Raw genomic sequence first — 15,409 nt, 5'->3', positions numbered from 1 at the left:
GAGCAAGCTCGCCGCTCGACCTCACTCCAGTCGTCTCGGCGTGATTTGGTGTCAGGACGAGTCGACTCGGCGTGATTTGGTGTCAGGACGAGCCGACTCGGCGTGATTTGGTGTCAGGACGAGCCGACTCGGCGTGATTTGGGTCAGCGCTTGCCGATGATCCCGACGGCGGCGGGGACCTTGGAGTCGACGATGGAGACGCGGAAGCCGGCGTCGGCCAGGGCCTTGCTCGACTTCTCGATGATCTCGGGAACCTGCTCGCGCTGGGTGGCCTCGTAGAAGAGGTTGACGGTGCCGCCGGGCAGCACGCGCTCATGGAGCAGCGCGATCTCGGCGGATGCGTCACGCACCCAGAACAGGTTGACGTTGAACGCGAAGACCTTCGTCAGCCGCTTGACCGGGACCCGCAGCGTCGCGAGGTCGATCTGGCGGACGGTGAGGCGGCCTGCCTCCAGGTACTTCGCGCAACGTCGCTTCGTACGATCGACACCCGACTCCGAGCGGTCGATCGCAAACAGTTTTCCGGTCTCCAGCCGGCTACAGATCAGCTCGGCACCAGCCCCCGGGCCACAGCCGATCTCAAGGACATGATCGTTCGGTTGAATGTCCATGAAATCAACGGCCCAACGGATCCGAGCAGGGATCGTCTGCACCACCATGGGTCCAAGACTGCCAGATCCTCCTTCGGTTCCGCGCACAGCCCCTTCGACAAGCTCAGGACGAGCCTCGCAAATTGTTCACCGGATGGTGGTCGATCGTTGCTGGAGCGTGATCGATAAGGTGTGGCCTCATGACTAAGGTGGCTGTTCTCGGTGCACGTGGCAAGCTCGGTTCGGCGGTCTGCGATGCCGTCGATTCCGCCGACGACCTCGAGCTCGTCGCCAGGATCGGTCGTGGCGACGCGCTGTCGGCGATCACCGACGCCGGGGCCGAGGTGGCCGTCGACGTCACCACGCTCGAGGCGGTGATGGGCAACACGGAGTTCTGCCTGTCCCACGGCGTGCACACGGTGATCGGCACCTCGGGCTTCGGGCCCGACCGGGTCGAGCAGCTCGAGACCTGGCTCGCGAAGGCCCCGGGCGTCGGCGCGATGGTGGTGCCCAACTTCTCGGTCGGCGCGGTGCTTATGATGCGGTTCGCCGAGCTCGCCGCCGCCCACTTCCCGTCGGTGGAGATCGTCGAGACCCACCACGAGCGGAAGGCCGACGCTCCTTCGGGTACGGCACGCAGGACCGCCGAGCTCGTCGCTGCGGCGCGCCGTGAGGCCGGGGTGGACCCGGCGCCCGACGCGACCACCTCGGCCCTCGACGGGGCCCGTGGGGCCTCTGTGGACGGCATCCCGGTGCACTCCCTGCGGATGTCCGGATCGGTCGCCCACCAGGAGGTCATCCTCGGCGGTGTCGGCGAGCTCCTGACCATCCGCCACGACTCGCTCTCGCACGCCTCCTTCGCCCACGGCGTGCTCGCCGCGGTCCGCGGCATCGGCTCGCGGCCCGGGCTCACGATCGGCCTGGAGGAAGTCCTCGGTCTCGCCTGAGCCCGGAGGAAGCTCGGCTCAGTCCGGGCAGAGGTCGCCGCGCCGGAGCCGCCTGTCCGTGGGCTGTTCGGCCGGATCGGCGAGCAGGCTGCGGTAGTCGTCGTGGCGCAGCGGTCCGTCGGCGAGCTCACCCGAGGACCGCGGCACCTGCAGCGGCTCGGCGTCGTACTCCATCTCCACCTGGTCCACGCCGGGGATCGAGGTCAGCGACAGCACCGTCTGCGCCGTCGCGAGCACGACCCGGTTGGTGGCGATCGTGTCCTCGGTCGAGATGCGGAGGTGGGCGGTGCGGTCGGTGATCGCCACGAGCTTCAGCCATCTGTCCGGCGGCAGGGCCGTGCCGAGGCCGGAGCCCAGGTCGCGCGCCGAGGGCCCGTCGCCCAGCTGGCCGAGGATGTCCCTCGCGACCCCGGCGAGGGTCTTCGAGCAGAAGCTCGCCGCGGGTCGGCCGACGAGCCGGTCCTCGGCGTCGACCCAGTAGAGCCGAGGCCCGGAGAGCCCGCTCGCCGCGCCCGAGGGGACCTCGTCCACGTCCTCGAGCAGGTGGTACGGCACCTCCGTGGGGTCGACGGTGCGGACCTGGTCGTCGGTGGGGACTCCGCACGACGCCACCGCGAGCAGGAGGAGGCCGGCGGCGCCCGCCGCCCATGACGTACGCAGCGCCCTCATGACGCCTCTCGTCCCGAGGCGGTCCTCGCCGTGGGTGCCAGCGGGAAGGAGAGCACGAAGTCGGCGCCGCCGGAGTCGGCGTCGCGACACCAGACCGAGCCGTCGTGGAGCTGCGCGGTCTGCGCGACGATGCTCAGGCCCAGCCCGCTGCCGGTGGTCGCGCCGCGGGCGCCCATCCGGGCGAACCTGTCGAAGATGCGCTCTCGTTCGGCGGCGGGGACCCCGGGTCCGGAGTCGACGACATGGATCTCGGCGTAGCCCCGGCGGGCGACCGCGCGCACCGTGGTCAGCCCGCCGCCGTGGGTCTCGGCGTTGCGCACCAAGTTGGCCAGTGCTCGGTGCACCTGGAGCCGGTCGGCATAGATCGCGAGGTCGGCGGGGACGTCGACGGTGGCCCTGCCGCTGATCTCGGCCTCGGCGAGGGTCGCGGTGACCAGATCCACGACGCTGAGCACCTCCCACTCCGACTCGCGCACGCCCGCGTCGAGTCGTCCCAGCGTGATCAGGTCCTCGAGCGCACCACGGAACCGGTCCAGCTCGCCGGCCATCAGCCCGACGGCGGTCGCCGAGCTCGGCGAGAGCGTGCTGTCGCCCTGCAGGACGCCGAGACTCGTGGTGAGGGTGGCGACCGGCGTACGGAGCTCGTGGCTGACGTCGGCCGCGAAGCGGGCGTCATGGTCGAGGCGTTCGACGACGGTGTCGACCATCGTGTTGAACGACCCGGTGAGGGTGGCCAGGTCGGGGTCCTCGGTCGCCTCGACCCGGGTGTCGAGCTCTCCGGCGGAGATCCGGGCGGCGGCCAGCGCGACCTGCCGAAGCGGCCGCAGCACCCGGCGGGCCGCGTACCAACCCAGGACTCCGCCGGCGAGGGTCGTGACGGCCGCCGAGATCGCGAGCGCGTAGCCCATCGTGTCGAGGGTCTCGCTGAGCTCCTTGGCGTGGGTGACCTCGTAGTAGTCGGCGTCCACACCTTCGAGCGGGACGCCGACGACGATGTTGGGCCGGTCGCCGGTGTCGGTCCAGGACAGCGCGACCTCTCCGGTCTCGACGCTGGTCGCGACGTTGCTGGTGGCGTCGTGGGCCTGTGTGGCGAGGTCGGAGGAGTACCACTGGCCGTCCTGGTGGACGAAAACCGTGGTGCGCCTCGGCGGGGCGATCTCGGACAGGACCTCGGCGACGTTCACGCCGTTCGTACGCAGCCGCTCCTTGACCAGGGCAGCGTCGATGTAGGCCTGCTGCAGTGCGTTGCGTTCGCGCTGGACGATCAGGTAGTGACGCGCGGAGAAGTAGGTGCTGAAGGCGAGGATCAGGCTGATCAGCAGCGCGCCGGCGGCGAACGCCGCCACGACGTTGGCGCGCAGCCCGCGCCGGACCTGCTCCCGGATCATCGCGGGTCCAGCCGGTAGCCCAGTCCTCGGACCGTCGAGATGACGCCGCCGGCCACCGGGTCGTTGTCGACCTTGTTGCGCAACCGGCTGACGTGCACGTCGACGACCCGGACGTCGCCGTGGTGGCCCTCGGGCCACATCTGGCTGACCAGGTTCTCGCGGGTCATCACCCGGCCGGGACCGGCCGTCAGCGCCAGCAGGAGCTTGAACTCGGTGCTGGTCAGGTGCAGGTCCTCGGAGCCGCGGCGCAAGGTCGCGGCGGCCGGGTCGAAGACCAGCGGTCCGTCGGTCGAGTCGAGCACGATGCCCCCGACCGGGGTGTAGCCGCCGGCGGAGGACACGAGCGGGTAGTCCGGGCGCCGCAGCGCGGCCTTGATCCGGGCCCTGACCTCGGCGACGTCGAACGGCTTGCGTACGTAGTCGTCCGCTCCTGCCTCGAGCGCCGCGACCACGTCCTTGGACCCGTCGCGGGCGCTGATCACGATGATCGGGGCGGTCGTCCGTGGGCGAACGCTGCGGATGAAGGTGAACCCGTCGATGCCACCGAGCATCAGGTCGACCAGCATCACGTCGAACGGCTCGGCGGCGTCCAGATCGAGGGCGATCTCGGCGTCGTCGGCCTCGCCGACCACGTACCCCTCCTGCTCGAGGAAGAGCCGGAGAGAGGTACGCAGCCCGTAGTCGTCCTCCAGGATGAGCACTCGCTTGGCTGCCTCTTGCACGTCCCGCATCGTCTCACCCGACCGGTCAGGAGGCCGAGCCGTGGCGGCCCACCGGCCGCAAGTGACACGAAACTGACACGAAACTGCGAAGGGCCCTCCATACGGCGTGGGCAGTGTGGACCGCATGAGCGAGGAGGACTTCTACCCGGTCGACGAGACCGTCGTCGTCCCGTTCTCGGACGCCACCTGCCTGCGGGCGATCCACAACCTGCGCTGGCGGCTGACGGAGATGCTCGCGGGAGGTCCGGAGGCGGTCGTGGTCGACCTGGCAGGTCTGACCGGGTTCTCCTCGACGACCGTCGCGGCGCTGCTGTGGGCCAAGCGGCGCTGCGGGACCCGGGGTGTGCCCCTTCGCCTCCGCAACGCCGACCCGGCGCTCGCCGGGCGGCTGCGCCGTGCCGGCCTCGACACCATCTGGGACATCCGTACGGCTCCGGCCACACCAACCCCCACCCGAAAGGTCACCTGATGAGCAACCACGTCCACGAGACGGACCGCGAGGACGCAGTCGAGCTGCTGACGCCGGACCAGGCGATGAGCCAGGTACGGGCGTGGACCGACTCACGGGTCGTCGGCGACCGCGCCGCCAACCGGCTCGAGGTGCTCGCCGCCTTCGGCGTCCACGTGGCCATCTCGAACCTGCCGGGCGAGATCTGGGTCAAGCTGGCATGGCGTACGCCGACCCGGGTCGAGCTCTCCACGGGCTGGACGCTCACCTCGATGCCGGCGGCCGAGCCCGAGCCCTACGTCGCCGAGAAGCTGACCGACCTGGCCAGCGGCTGGAGCTTCCAGCACCGCGGCGGCAGTGCCAGCCTGGTCTGCGAGGTCGAGGACCCGCCGGGTCAGGCGAGCCTCAGCGGTAGTCGTCGGGGAGCTGGGAGCCGATCTTGACCTGCGGCTTGGGCAGGCGCAGGGGGCGGATCTGGATGGAGCGCATGATCGCGTAGTAGGTGGTGCCCTTGAGGTCGTCGTCGGGGAAGCGGCGCTTGAGCTCCTTGCGGAGCAGGAAGCGCAGCGCGACCAGGTTGATGATCACGGTGGCCATCACGACAAGGGTGAAGAGCTGGGAGTACATCGCCAGCTCGAGGCTGATGTAAGGCACCACGAGCGCGATGATCAGCACCGGGAGCACGATCTCGGCGAAGGTGAACCGAGCGTCGATCCAGTCGCGGATGAAGCGCTTGACCGGGCCCTTGTCACGCAGCGGGAGGTAGCGCTCGTCGCCGGTCTTCATCGCCTGGCGCATCTTGTCGCCCTGCTCCGAGCGCTGGGCGCGGTTGGCCGCGTTGATCTCCTTGCGCGTACGCGGCTGCTTGAGGCGCGCCTTGCGAGCCGCCTCCGCTTCCTTGCGCGAAGGGGTCGGACGACCCTTGCCGATCTCCTTGACCGGGTTCTCGGGCTCGACGACCTGCGGGGCTGGGGACTTGCGACCGAACAACTTAAGTGACCTCTTACCTGTTGGCTGGGACACATACAGGGTATCCCGATGGGCCTTGACAGCGAGTTTTGTGGACCCGGCCTAAGGTGAGAGGCAACACTTGTCCTAGGACGACGAGAGTCCAGCGGCAAGCGACGACGCGGGGCGGCCGGCGGTCGGCCGCATATGAGAGGCGTAAAGGGAAGCGATGAGTGTGATGAAGCGGCTGAGCCTGGTCTTCAAGGCGAAGGCAAACAAGGCGCTCGACAAGGCCGAGGACCCACGGGAGGTGCTCGACTACAGCTACCAGAAGCAGCTTCAGATGCTGCAGCAGGTGCGCCGCGGTGTCGCGGACGTCGCGACCAGCCGCAAGCGCGTCGAGCTCCAGATCAACGGGCTCAAGCAGCAGTCCGACAAGCTCACCCAGCAGGCCCAGAAGGCCATCGAGATGAACCGTGAGGACCTGGCCCGCGAGGCCCTCACCCGCAAGAGCGGTCTCACCCAGCAGATGAACGACCTCAACACCCAGCTCGCCACCCTCCAGGGCGAGGAGGAGAAGCTGACCCTCGCCCAGCAGCGGCTGCAGGCCAAGGTGGAGTCCTTCCGCACCAAGAAGGAGACCATCAAGGCGACCTACACCGCCGCCGAGGCGCAGACCCGCATCAACGAGGCGATCTCCGGCATCGGCGAGGAGATGGGCGACGTCGGCATGGCCATGCAGCGTGCCGAGGACAAGACCCTGGAGATGCAGGCTCGCGCCGGCGCCGTCGACGAGCTGCTCGCCTCCGGTGCGCTCGACGACCTCACCGCCGGTCCCTCCGACGACATCACCCGTCAGCTCGACGCGCTCAGCTCGACCAGCGACGTCGAGGCCGAGCTCGCCGCGCTGAAGGGCCTCAGCGCCCCGCAGCAGACCCAGGCGCTGCCCGGTGCCGACGCCAACGCGCCGGTCATCGACGTGGAGTCGACCGAGAAGAAGGCCGAGCAGTGATCGTACGCATCCTGGGCGAGGGGCAGTACGACCTCGACGAGGCTTCTGTCGACAAGCTCAACGAGCTCGACGCCGCGGTCGAGACCGCCTGCAAGGGCACCGACGAGGCCGTCTTCGACGCGGCCCTGGAGGCGCTGCTCGAAGGCGTACGCTCGATGGGCACCGCCCACCCGGTCGACTCGATCGACTCCTCCGACCTGATCCTCCCGGGCCCCGGCTCCACGCTCGCCGAGGTCTCCGAGATGCTCGGCGACGAGGGCCTCATCCCCGGTTAGAACCATGTCTCGCTTCCAAGGTGATGCCGGGCTGACCGCCCGGATGACCACGGTGATGTTCCTGCTCGGCGCGCTGTTCGTCGGGCTCATCGTGGCGCTGATGTTCGTCATGCCCGCGCAGTGGGCGCCGATCATCGGCATCGTCGGGCTCGGCATCGCCTGGTGGCAGTGGTACGCCTCCGACACCCTCGCGATGCGCGCCATGGGCGCGCGCGAGGTGTCGGCCCAGGAGGCCCCTGAGCTGCACGCGATGATCGATCGGCTGTGCACGCTGGCCGACATGCCGAAGCCGCGGGTCGGGATCGCGCACACCGACATGCCCAACGCCTTCGCCACGGGCCGCTCGCCGAAGCGGTCCGCGGTCGTGGTGACCACCGGCATCATGCAGCGCCTCAGCGCCGAGGAGCTCGAGGGCGTGCTCGCCCACGAGCTGTCCCACGTCGCCCATCGCGACGTGCTGGTGATGACGGTCGCCTCCTCGGCCGGCATCGTGGCCGGGATGCTGAGCCGCGGCTCCCAGTACGGCGCGCTCGCAGGTGGCGGCCGCCGCGACAACAACAACGGTCTCCCGGTGTGGCTGGTGGTGCTGCTGGTCTCGCTGGCCGTCTACGCCGTCTCGTGGCTGCTGCTGCGGATGCTGTCGCGCTACCGCGAGCTGGCCGCCGACCGGGCCGGTGCGCAGCTGACCATGAAGCCGGGTGCGCTGGCCAGCGCGCTGCAGAAGATCACCGGTGACATCTCCGCGATCCCGAGCAAGGACCTGCGGTCCTCGCAGGCGATGAACGCGTTCTTCATCGCACCGGCGATCAGCGGCCAGACGCTGCGTACTCTCACCTCGACGCACCCCTCGCTGGAGCAGCGCCTGGAGCAGCTCGCCAGGATCGAGGCCGAGCTCGGCCGCCCGAACCAGTAGGGTCGGCTCCGTGGGCTTCTGGGACGTCATCACGGGTCGTACGCGACCGAAGCAGGCCAACCTCGACGCACTGTTCGCGGTGCCGACCGCCGCGCTGACCATGCAGACCTCGCTCGGGCTGGTCCCGACCGGTGACGGAGCGGTCTGCTACCGGGCCGCGGCCGGGGCCGGTTTCGCCGGCACGCAGAACGACATCGTCGAGCTCCTCGGTGCCTCCGAGGGGGCGCCTACGGTGACCACGAGCGTCGACGAGTTCGGCTTCACCTGGCTCAGCGTCGACCACGAGTCGCTGGACCCGGCCAACCCCGACATCACCGGCCTCGTCACCGACCTCCACGCGGTCAACACCACCTTGGAGATGAACGGCTTCGGCCCCGGCCTGCTGTGCTCGCTGATCGCCTTCCGCGGCGCCGACGGACGCAGCGTCGCGCTGATCTACCTCTACAAGCAGGGCACCTTCTACCCCTTCGTCCCCACCGGACCGCAGCAGCGTGACAACCTGCTCGAGATCAACGTCCGCAGCGCGATCGAGGGCGACCTTCCGGTCGAGAAGGACCTCTCCCGCTGGCTCGCCGTCTGGGGCGCCCCCGGGCTCTGAGCGATGGAACGGTCACTGAGCTTCGGCGCGGTCGCGGAGGACTACGAGCGCTTCCGTCCCGGCTACCCCGACGAGCTGGTGGCGCTGGTGAGCGAGGTCGCCGTCGGCCCGGTGGGACGGGCGATCGAGATCGGTGCCGGCACCGGGAAGGCGACCCGGACCTTCGCGGCCGCCGGGATCGAGGTGGTCGCGACCGACCCCGACGCCGACATGCTCGGCGTGCTCCGGCGCGAGTGCTCCGGACTGCCGGTGACCGCCGTGCACGCCGCCCTGGAAGAGCTCGAGCCGGCGGCCCACGAGCCGTTCGACCTGCTCTACGCGGCCGCCGCCTGGCACTGGACCGCGCCGGCGACGCGGTGGGACCTCGCCACCGCCTTGGTCCGTGACGGGGGAGCGGTGGCCTTCTTCGGCGGCCCCTTCGTGCTGGCCGACAACGAGGTCGCGGCCGTCGAGGACGCGCTGATCGCGACGTACGCCCCAGAGGGCCGCCACGTGCCGGCGCCGTCCGCGGTGGACGCGCCGATGCTGTTCCCCGGGGACGAGATGCTGGCCGACGGCCGGCTGCGCGACGTACGCGAGCGGGAGGTGCCGCGCCGGTTCAGCCTCGCTCGTGCGGACTACGTGCGCCACCTCGACACCGTCTCCGCGGTCCGGATCCTCCCGGCCGCCGACCGGTCCGCGCTCTTCGCCGACCTGGCCGCGGTCCTCCCCGAGCAGGTGGAGGTGCGTGCGGACCTGATGGTCCACACCGCTCGCCGTGCCCGACGCCGCGACTGATTCATAGCCTCTCCACAGGCGGAGCCGACCTCTCGCACAGCCGCCCGCACGACAGTCCTCTCGTCAGGTCTCCGGCGCCGCCGGGGGCGTAGGAGAGAGGCAGTGTGGTGCGCAAGAGACTCACGGAGCGGTGGCGGAGGCTCGGGCGTACGGCCCGGATCCTGCTCGCCGCCGGAGTGGCGGCGGTGCTGGTCGGTGGCGGAGCGGGCGCCTGGGCGCTCACCCGCGAGGAGACCGCACAGGCGCAGGCGATGCAGGTCCAGGCGACGTCGGGAACCGTGAAGGAGACGGTGTCGGCCAGCGGCACCGTGGAGGCGGCCGAGACCGCCGACCTGTCCTTCGAGGTCTCCGGCACGGTGACGAAGGTCTACGCCGCTGAGGGCGACACCGTGAAGAAGGGCGACGCGCTCGCCCGGGTGGACGACACCACCCTGGTCGCCGCCCGCACCGCGGCCAAGTCGGCCCTCACCGCCGCCCAGGAGCAGCTCGACACCGACGAGTCCGCGGGCGCCGCCGACGTACAGATCGCCTCGGACGAGGCCGCCGTCGCGGCCGCCGAGGCCGACCTCGACTCCGCCCGCCAGGCCGTGGACGACGCCGTGCTGCGCGCCACGATCAGCGGCACGATCACCGGCTTCGACATCGCCGTCGGTGACGTCGTGGGCTCATCGTCCGGCTCCTCGGGCTCGTCCTCCGGCGGATCCGGCGGTGACTCCGGTGGGTCCGGCTCGTCGATGGGCGGCTCCTCGGGCGGCACCAGCAGCGACAGCTCCTCGACATCGACGAGCACCGGCACCGTCTCGATCGTCTCTGCGGGAGACCATGTCGTCGAGGCGACCGTCAGCGCGGACGACGCGGCCTCTTTGAAGAAGGGCCTGCAGGCGACCGTCACCGTCAACGGGGTCGACGAGGAGGTCTTTGGGACCGTCGCGACGGTCGGCAAGGTCGCCGAGACGAGCTCCTCGGGCGCCGCGGTCTTCCCGGTGAGCATCACGGTCACCGGTGAGCGCGACGACCTCTACCCGGGCACCTCGGCCACGGCCGAGATCACCGTGAAGCAGCGCGAGGACGTGCTCACCGTGACCAGCGCCGCGATCACCACCGACGGCGACCAGGCGTACGTCCAGAAGGTCGTCGACGGCAAGACGGTCAAGACCGCTGTGACGATCGGCGAGGTCTACGGCACCACGACCGAGATCACCGACGGGCTCGCCGAGGGCGACAGCGTCGAGATCGAGGGCTTCACCCGTCCCGGCGGCTCGAGGTCCGGGAGCCAGGAAGGCGGCCAGGAGGGCGGCTTCGGTGGCTTCGGCGGCGAGGGAGAGACGGGGCAGATGCCCGGCGGCGGCCAGTTCCCCGGTGGCGGGATGCCTCAGATGGGCGGCGGTCAGTGAGCCCGAGCGCCCCGGTCGTCTCCGTGGACGGCGTGCGGAAGACGTACCGGTCCGGATCGATCGAGTTCGAGGCGCTGCGTGGTGTCGACATGGAGATCGAGGCGGGGGAGTACGTCGCCGTGATCGGGCCCTCCGGCTCCGGCAAGTCGACCCTGATGAACATCCTCGGCTGCCTCGACGTGCCGACCGAGGGTAGCTACCACCTCGGCGGCGAGGACGTCTCGACGATGTCGGAGGCATCCCTCGCCCACGTACGCAACCGGCGGATCGGCTTCGTCTTCCAGCAGTTCAACCTGCTGCCGAGCCTGCCCGCCTGGCGCAACGTCGAGCTCCCGCTGATGTACGCCGGAGTGCCCAGGTCTCAGCGCCGCGAGCGCGCCGCCCGGGCCCTGGAGCGGGTCGGGCTCGGCGACCGGCTCGAGAACCGGCCCGGTGAGCTCTCCGGCGGCCAGCAGCAGCGGGTCGCGGTGGCCCGGGCGCTGGTCACCGAGCCGGACATCATCCTGGCCGACGAGCCGACCGGAAACCTCGACTCGGGCTCGACCGAGGCGGTGCTCGCGCTGCTCGACGAGCTGCACGCGAGCGGGCGGACCATCGTGCTGATCACCCACGAGCACGAGGTCGCCGCACGCGCCGGCCGCAGGCTGACCATCCGCGACGGCCTGATCACGGCCGACGAGCCGGTGCCGGCCGGGGGTGTCCGATGAGCTGGGCGGAGACTCTCGCGACCGCGTGGGACGCGGTGCGCTCGCACCGGCTGCGGTCGCTGCTGACGATGCTCGGCATCGTCATCGGCATCGCCTCCGTCATCCTCACCGTCGGCCTCGGCCAGGGTGCGCAGGACCAGGTCAAGAGCCAGATCAGCGCGCTGGGGAGCAACCTGCTGATCGTCTCGCCGGGATCCTCGACCTCCTCGGAAGGCGTACGCGGCGGCTTCGGGTCGGCCTCGACGCTGACCCTCTCCGACGCCGAGGCGCTCGATGACGCCGAGGCCGCGCCGGACGTGAAGGCGGTCGCCCCGGTGACCACCTCGAACGCCCAGCTCGACACCCCCTCGACCAACTGGACGACCTCGCTGGTCGGTGCCACGACCACGTGGCCGCAGGTGCGCAAGCGCGAGGTCGCGACCGGCCGGTTCTTCACCTCCGAGGAGGTCGCCTCGGGGGCGAAGGTGGTCGTGCTCGGCGCCGACACCGCGTCCGAGCTCTTCACCGGACCGGGCAGCCCCGTCGGGGAGACGGTCTCGGTCGGCGGCACCGCGCTGACCGTCATCGGGGTGCTGGAGTCGACCGGCGCGAGCTCTTCGGGCTCCACCGAGGACGACACCGCGGTCACGCCGTTGGGCACCGCGAAGTCGCTGACCGGTTCGACCAGCAGCTCGGTCTCGACGGTCTACGTCGAGGCGGTCTCCGACGAGGCACTGCCGGCGGCCTACCAGGAGATCGACGCGCTGCTGCTCAACCTGCACAGTGTGAGTGCCGACGAGGCCGACTTCTCGATCTCCTCCCAGGACTCGCTGGTCGAGACCGCGAATGCCACCAACAAGACCCTGACGGTGCTGCTCGGCGGCATCGCGGCGATCTCGCTGCTCGTGGGCGGTATCGGCGTCATGAACATCATGCTCGTCTCCGTCACCGAGCGGATCCGCGAGATCGGCCTGCGCAAGGCGCTCGGCGCGACCCCGTCGGTGATCCGGCGCCAGTTCCTGGCCGAGGCCTCCCTGCTCGGACTGGCCGGCGGTGTCGTCGGCATCGTCATCGCCGCCATCGGTGCCTGGGGTCTGCCCGGCCTGATCGACCAGCCCGTGTCCCTGTCCCTCCTCGCCACCGCCGCCGCGCTGGTCACCTCCCTGGCGCTCGGCGTCGGCTTCGGGGTCTACCCCGCAAGCCGGGCCGCTCGCCTGACCCCGATCGACGCGCTCCGCAGCGAGTGACACCACCATCTCGACGTACGAAGGAATCTCGATGACCAACACGTTCATGCCCACCGCGCGCCGCTCCCGGGTGATGTCGCTCGCCGCCCTCGCCACGGTCGGGCTCATCGCCCTGACCGGTTGTGGTGCCGACAGCGACGCGGCCACCGACCAGCAGGGGCAGGGGTACGGCCAAGGCCAGGGGCAGGGCCGCGGGATGGGCGGCGGCATGCCGGGCACCTCCGGCGAGATCGCCGCCATCGACGGCAGCACGCTGCAGGTCCAGAGCAGCGACGCCCAGACCGCGGTCACCTACACCGACGAGACCACGATCAGCCAGCAGGTCAGTGCCGCGCTGGCCGATGTCGCGGTCGGTAGCTGTGTCATGGTCACGACCGCCGACGGCTCGGAGCCGAGCGAGACCGCTGTCACCGCCGGGACCGTCCGGATCACCGAGAAGACCGACGGGTCCTGCGCGGGCGGGGGTGGCTTCGGAGGCGGCCAGCGACCCGAAGGGATGCCCTCGGACATGCCCAGCGACATGCCCGAGGGGATGCCGTCCGGCGGACCGGGCGGCATGGGTGGCGGCATGGGCACCTCCGGCGAGGTGACCGAGGTCAGCGACTCGGGCTTCACCGTGGCGGCGACCTCGCGCGACTCCGAGGAGTCGACCTCGGTGAGCGTCACGGTCGGCTCCGAGACCACCTACACGACCACGAAGACGGCCACCAAGAGCGTTCTGGTCATCGGCAAGTGCGTCTCGGCGACCGGCGAGGCCGACGACACCGGGGCGGTCACCGCCGTGCGGATCTCGGTCTCCGACCCCGTCGACGGTGAGTGCACCACCGGCTTCGGCGGCCGCGGCGCGATGCCGGGCGGCGCGCCGGGCCAGGACGGGGCGTCCTCATGAGGCGCGTCTCCCGCACCTGGGTCAAGGCGGCCTCCGGCGCCGCGGCGCTGATCGTGGTCGCGGGCGGTGGCTACACGGCGTACGCAGCGACGGCCTCGTCCTCGGCGGGCTACCGCACCGCCGCGGTCACCACCGGCGACGTGGAGCAGACCCTCTCGCTGACCGGCACCGTCGCTCCCAACGGCCGCGCCGACCTCGCCTTCGCCACCGACGGGACCGTCGAGGCCGTCGTCGCCGAGGGCGAGACCGTGAAGAAGAACCAGGTGGTGGCCCGGTTGGACCGTACGTCACTGAAGAAGTCGCTCACCGCCGCCAAGGCCACGCTGGCCGCTGCCCGTGCGCAGCTGCAGAGCGACAAGGAGGCCCAGATCTCCGGCGTCTCCTCGACGTCGTCCTCGGACTCGGGTTCGTCCTCGGGTACCGCCGCGACGCCGAGCTCGGCGACCGGCACCGCATCCTCGGGCGAGGTCGTCGCCGCCGTCTGGACCGGGACGACGACCTTGGCCGCGCAGAGCGCCGCGGCCGACACGACCGCCGACCTGGTCGCCACGGTGAAGAAGCTGCAGAACGCGGTCGTCTCGGCCCAGAAGGCGCTCGACGCCGCCGACACCGAGCTCGGCACCGCGCAGACCGACCTCGCCTCGGCCCTGGAGAAGCTGACCGCGCTGGTCGCCTCCGGCGGCACCCTCGACGAGGACGGTGAGCTCGCCGGCGCGCTGAAGGCTGCCCAGGAGTCCTGTGGCCAGGACCCCTCCGACGCCTGCGACGCGGACCTGGAGACCGCGCTCGGCGCCCAGGACTCGGCCGGCGGGACCGTCACCGAGGCCACCGCGCTGCTCGGCTCGGCCCAGTCGGCCGTCGCCGAGGCCAAGAAGGCGGTGACGACCGCGAAGGCCGACCTGAAGGACTACAGCGCGCAGCTGGACAAGACGCTCGCGAGCGCCGGTTCGTCCGGCGGGGACGGCCAGGGCCAGTCCGGCGGGGGCCAGCAGGATTCGGGGCAGTCCTCCGGTGGGTCCGGTCAGATGCCGAGCACCGGCGGCGCCCAGGGCGAGCAGAGCGGCGGCGGCCAGAGCGGGTCGGGTGCCTCCGGCGGGTCGGGTGCCTCCAGCGGATCGGGTGGATCGGGTGGCTCTGGCGGAGGAGAGAGCGTGACCGCCGCGACCCTGGCCAAGGACCAGGCCGAGATCGACCGGGCGAAGGCCGACGTCGCCGAGGCCAAGGCCGCGCTCGCGGGAGCGGTGCTGAAGGCACCGGCCGCGGGCACGGTCGCCTCGGTCGCCGTGAAGAAGGGCGAGAGCACCTCGGCCGGCACCGAGGCGGTGACCCTCATCGCCGAGGGCCTGACCAGCGTGGAGCTGACCGTCAGCGCCACCCAGGTCGAGCAGCTCCAGACCGGTCAGGTCGCCGAGGTCACCCCGGCCGGCGCCGAGGAGCCGCTCCCGGGCAAGGTCACTCTGGTCGGCCAGGTCCCCGACACCTCCTCGGGGAGCAGTACCTTCCCGGTGACCGTCACTCTCGACGAGACCGGTCTCGACCTCCTCGCCGGCAACATGGCCACCGTCGAGGTCGTGGTCGGCTCCGCGGAGGACGTGGCGACGATCCCGGCCTCGGCCCTCTCCGACGGCTCGGTGCTGGTCCTCGACGGTGACACGACCCAGCGCACGCAGGTCACCACCGGCCTGGTCGGCAGCACCCGGATCGAGGTCACCGACGGCCTCGAGAAGGGGCAGCGGGTCGTCCTGGCCGACCTCTCCCAGGACCTGCCGAGCGGCGACACCTCCGAGGAACGGGGATTCGGACGTACGGGAGGCGGCAACAACGTGCAGATGCCGGGTGGCGGCCCCGGCGGGCAGGGTGGCGGCATGCCGGGCGGCGGCCAGCGATGATCCGACGATGACATCGA

Annotated in this window: 18 protein-coding genes; 13 read left to right on the top strand and 5 right to left on the bottom strand. The window is 70.9% G+C overall.

Annotated features, from left to right (window positions below; genetic code table 11):
- Positions 1-143 precede the first annotated feature (143 nt).
- Positions 144-611, bottom strand: coding sequence for a class I SAM-dependent methyltransferase (locus tag ACIRON_RS04565; protein WP_336738557.1), 468 nt, complete (start codon positions 609-611; stop codon positions 144-146).
- A gap of 179 nt (positions 612-790) precedes the next feature.
- Here ACIRON_RS04565 and dapB point away from each other — a divergent pair, with 179 nt between their 5' ends.
- Entirely contained in the window at positions 791-1,537 is a 747-nt protein-coding gene (dapB, locus tag ACIRON_RS04560) for a 4-hydroxy-tetrahydrodipicolinate reductase (RefSeq protein WP_402989516.1), read from the top strand.
- An 18-nt stretch (positions 1,538-1,555) separates the two neighbouring features.
- Here dapB and ACIRON_RS04555 read toward each other — a convergent pair whose 3' ends face one another.
- Genes ACIRON_RS04555 through ACIRON_RS04545 form a run of 3 tightly spaced genes read right to left on the bottom strand, consistent with a single transcriptional unit; the run spans position 1,556 to position 4,325 of the window.
- On the bottom strand, positions 1,556-2,206 hold the full coding sequence (locus tag ACIRON_RS04555; protein ID WP_402989513.1) for a GerMN domain-containing protein: 651 nt from the start codon (positions 2,204-2,206) through the stop codon (positions 1,556-1,558).
- Positions 2,203-3,594 carry an ATP-binding protein gene (locus ACIRON_RS04550; protein ID WP_402989510.1) on the bottom strand — a complete coding sequence of 464 codons (1,392 nt, stop codon included), beginning with the start codon at positions 3,592-3,594 and terminating at the stop codon, positions 2,203-2,205. The genes ACIRON_RS04555 and ACIRON_RS04550 overlap by 4 nt, the downstream gene beginning before the upstream one ends.
- On the bottom strand, positions 3,591-4,325 hold the full coding sequence (locus ACIRON_RS04545) for a response regulator transcription factor (protein ID WP_402989507.1): 735 nt from the start codon (positions 4,323-4,325) through the stop codon (positions 3,591-3,593). The genes ACIRON_RS04550 and ACIRON_RS04545 overlap by 4 nt, the downstream gene beginning before the upstream one ends.
- 115 nt (positions 4,326-4,440) lie before the next feature.
- Between ACIRON_RS04545 and ACIRON_RS04540 the strand changes: the two genes are divergently transcribed.
- The gene (locus ACIRON_RS04540; protein ID WP_402989504.1) at positions 4,441-4,785 is read left to right on the top strand and encodes an STAS domain-containing protein; all 345 of its coding nucleotides are present in this window, start codon (positions 4,441-4,443) and stop codon (positions 4,783-4,785) included.
- Positions 4,785-5,207 (top strand): hypothetical protein, encoded by a 423-nt coding sequence (locus tag ACIRON_RS04535; protein ID WP_402989501.1) that lies wholly within the window; start codon positions 4,785-4,787, stop codon positions 5,205-5,207. Before ACIRON_RS04540 ends, ACIRON_RS04535 begins: the two co-directional genes overlap by 1 nt.
- Here the strand turns inward: ACIRON_RS04535 and ACIRON_RS04530 are convergent.
- A complete protein-coding gene (locus ACIRON_RS04530) occupies positions 5,170-5,754 on the bottom strand; it encodes a DUF3043 domain-containing protein (RefSeq protein ID WP_402989498.1) in 585 nt (194 codons plus the stop codon). The genes ACIRON_RS04535 and ACIRON_RS04530 overlap by 38 nt on opposite strands.
- A 187-nt stretch (positions 5,755-5,941) precedes the next feature.
- Here ACIRON_RS04530 and ACIRON_RS04525 point away from each other — a divergent pair, with 187 nt between their 5' ends.
- The 10 genes from ACIRON_RS04525 to ACIRON_RS04480 all read left to right on the top strand — a co-directional run bounded on the left by ACIRON_RS04525 (position 5,942) and on the right by ACIRON_RS04480 (position 15,392).
- Positions 5,942-6,724 carry a PspA/IM30 family protein gene (locus ACIRON_RS04525; RefSeq protein ID WP_218131428.1) on the top strand — a complete coding sequence of 261 codons (783 nt, stop codon included), beginning with the start codon at positions 5,942-5,944 and terminating at the stop codon, positions 6,722-6,724.
- Positions 6,721-6,999, top strand: a complete 279-nt coding sequence (locus tag ACIRON_RS04520; protein WP_091049865.1) for a hypothetical protein — start codon at positions 6,721-6,723, stop codon at positions 6,997-6,999. The genes ACIRON_RS04525 and ACIRON_RS04520 overlap by 4 nt, the downstream gene beginning before the upstream one ends.
- A 4-nt stretch (positions 7,000-7,003) precedes the next feature.
- Positions 7,004-7,912, top strand: a complete 909-nt coding sequence (gene htpX / locus ACIRON_RS04515; RefSeq protein WP_402989493.1) for a zinc metalloprotease HtpX — start codon at positions 7,004-7,006, stop codon at positions 7,910-7,912.
- Positions 7,913-7,922: 10 nt separating this feature from the next.
- Complete coding sequence (locus ACIRON_RS04510; protein ID WP_402989490.1) at positions 7,923-8,510, top strand: hypothetical protein; 588 nt, start codon at positions 7,923-7,925, stop codon at positions 8,508-8,510.
- Between the two features lie 3 nt (positions 8,511-8,513).
- Positions 8,514-9,287, top strand: coding sequence for a class I SAM-dependent methyltransferase (locus ACIRON_RS04505; RefSeq protein ID WP_402989488.1), 774 nt, complete (start codon positions 8,514-8,516; stop codon positions 9,285-9,287).
- Between the two features lie 107 nt (positions 9,288-9,394).
- A complete protein-coding gene (locus tag ACIRON_RS04500; protein ID WP_402989485.1) occupies positions 9,395-10,681 on the top strand; it encodes an efflux RND transporter periplasmic adaptor subunit in 1,287 nt (428 codons plus the stop codon).
- Positions 10,678-11,388 carry an ABC transporter ATP-binding protein gene (locus tag ACIRON_RS04495; RefSeq protein ID WP_402989482.1) on the top strand — a complete coding sequence of 237 codons (711 nt, stop codon included), beginning with the start codon at positions 10,678-10,680 and terminating at the stop codon, positions 11,386-11,388. Before ACIRON_RS04500 ends, ACIRON_RS04495 begins: the two co-directional genes overlap by 4 nt.
- The gene (locus ACIRON_RS04490; RefSeq protein WP_402989479.1) at positions 11,385-12,614 is read left to right on the top strand and encodes an ABC transporter permease; all 1,230 of its coding nucleotides are present in this window, start codon (positions 11,385-11,387) and stop codon (positions 12,612-12,614) included. The genes ACIRON_RS04495 and ACIRON_RS04490 overlap by 4 nt, the downstream gene beginning before the upstream one ends.
- 31 nt (positions 12,615-12,645) lie before the next feature.
- Positions 12,646-13,503 carry a hypothetical protein gene (locus ACIRON_RS04485; RefSeq protein WP_402989476.1) on the top strand — a complete coding sequence of 286 codons (858 nt, stop codon included), beginning with the start codon at positions 12,646-12,648 and terminating at the stop codon, positions 13,501-13,503.
- The gene (locus ACIRON_RS04480; protein ID WP_402989473.1) at positions 13,500-15,392 is read left to right on the top strand and encodes an efflux RND transporter periplasmic adaptor subunit; all 1,893 of its coding nucleotides are present in this window, start codon (positions 13,500-13,502) and stop codon (positions 15,390-15,392) included. The genes ACIRON_RS04485 and ACIRON_RS04480 overlap by 4 nt, the downstream gene beginning before the upstream one ends.
- The last annotated feature ends 17 nt before the right edge of the window (positions 15,393-15,409 follow it).

The sequence above is a fragment of the Nocardioides sp. NPDC101246 genome, from assembly GCF_044767415.1.
Lineage (GTDB): Bacteria > Actinomycetota > Actinomycetes > Propionibacteriales > Nocardioidaceae > Nocardioides.
The sequence above is the reverse complement of the archived record's forward strand: the minus strand, read 5'-3'. Positions and strand labels throughout refer to the sequence as shown.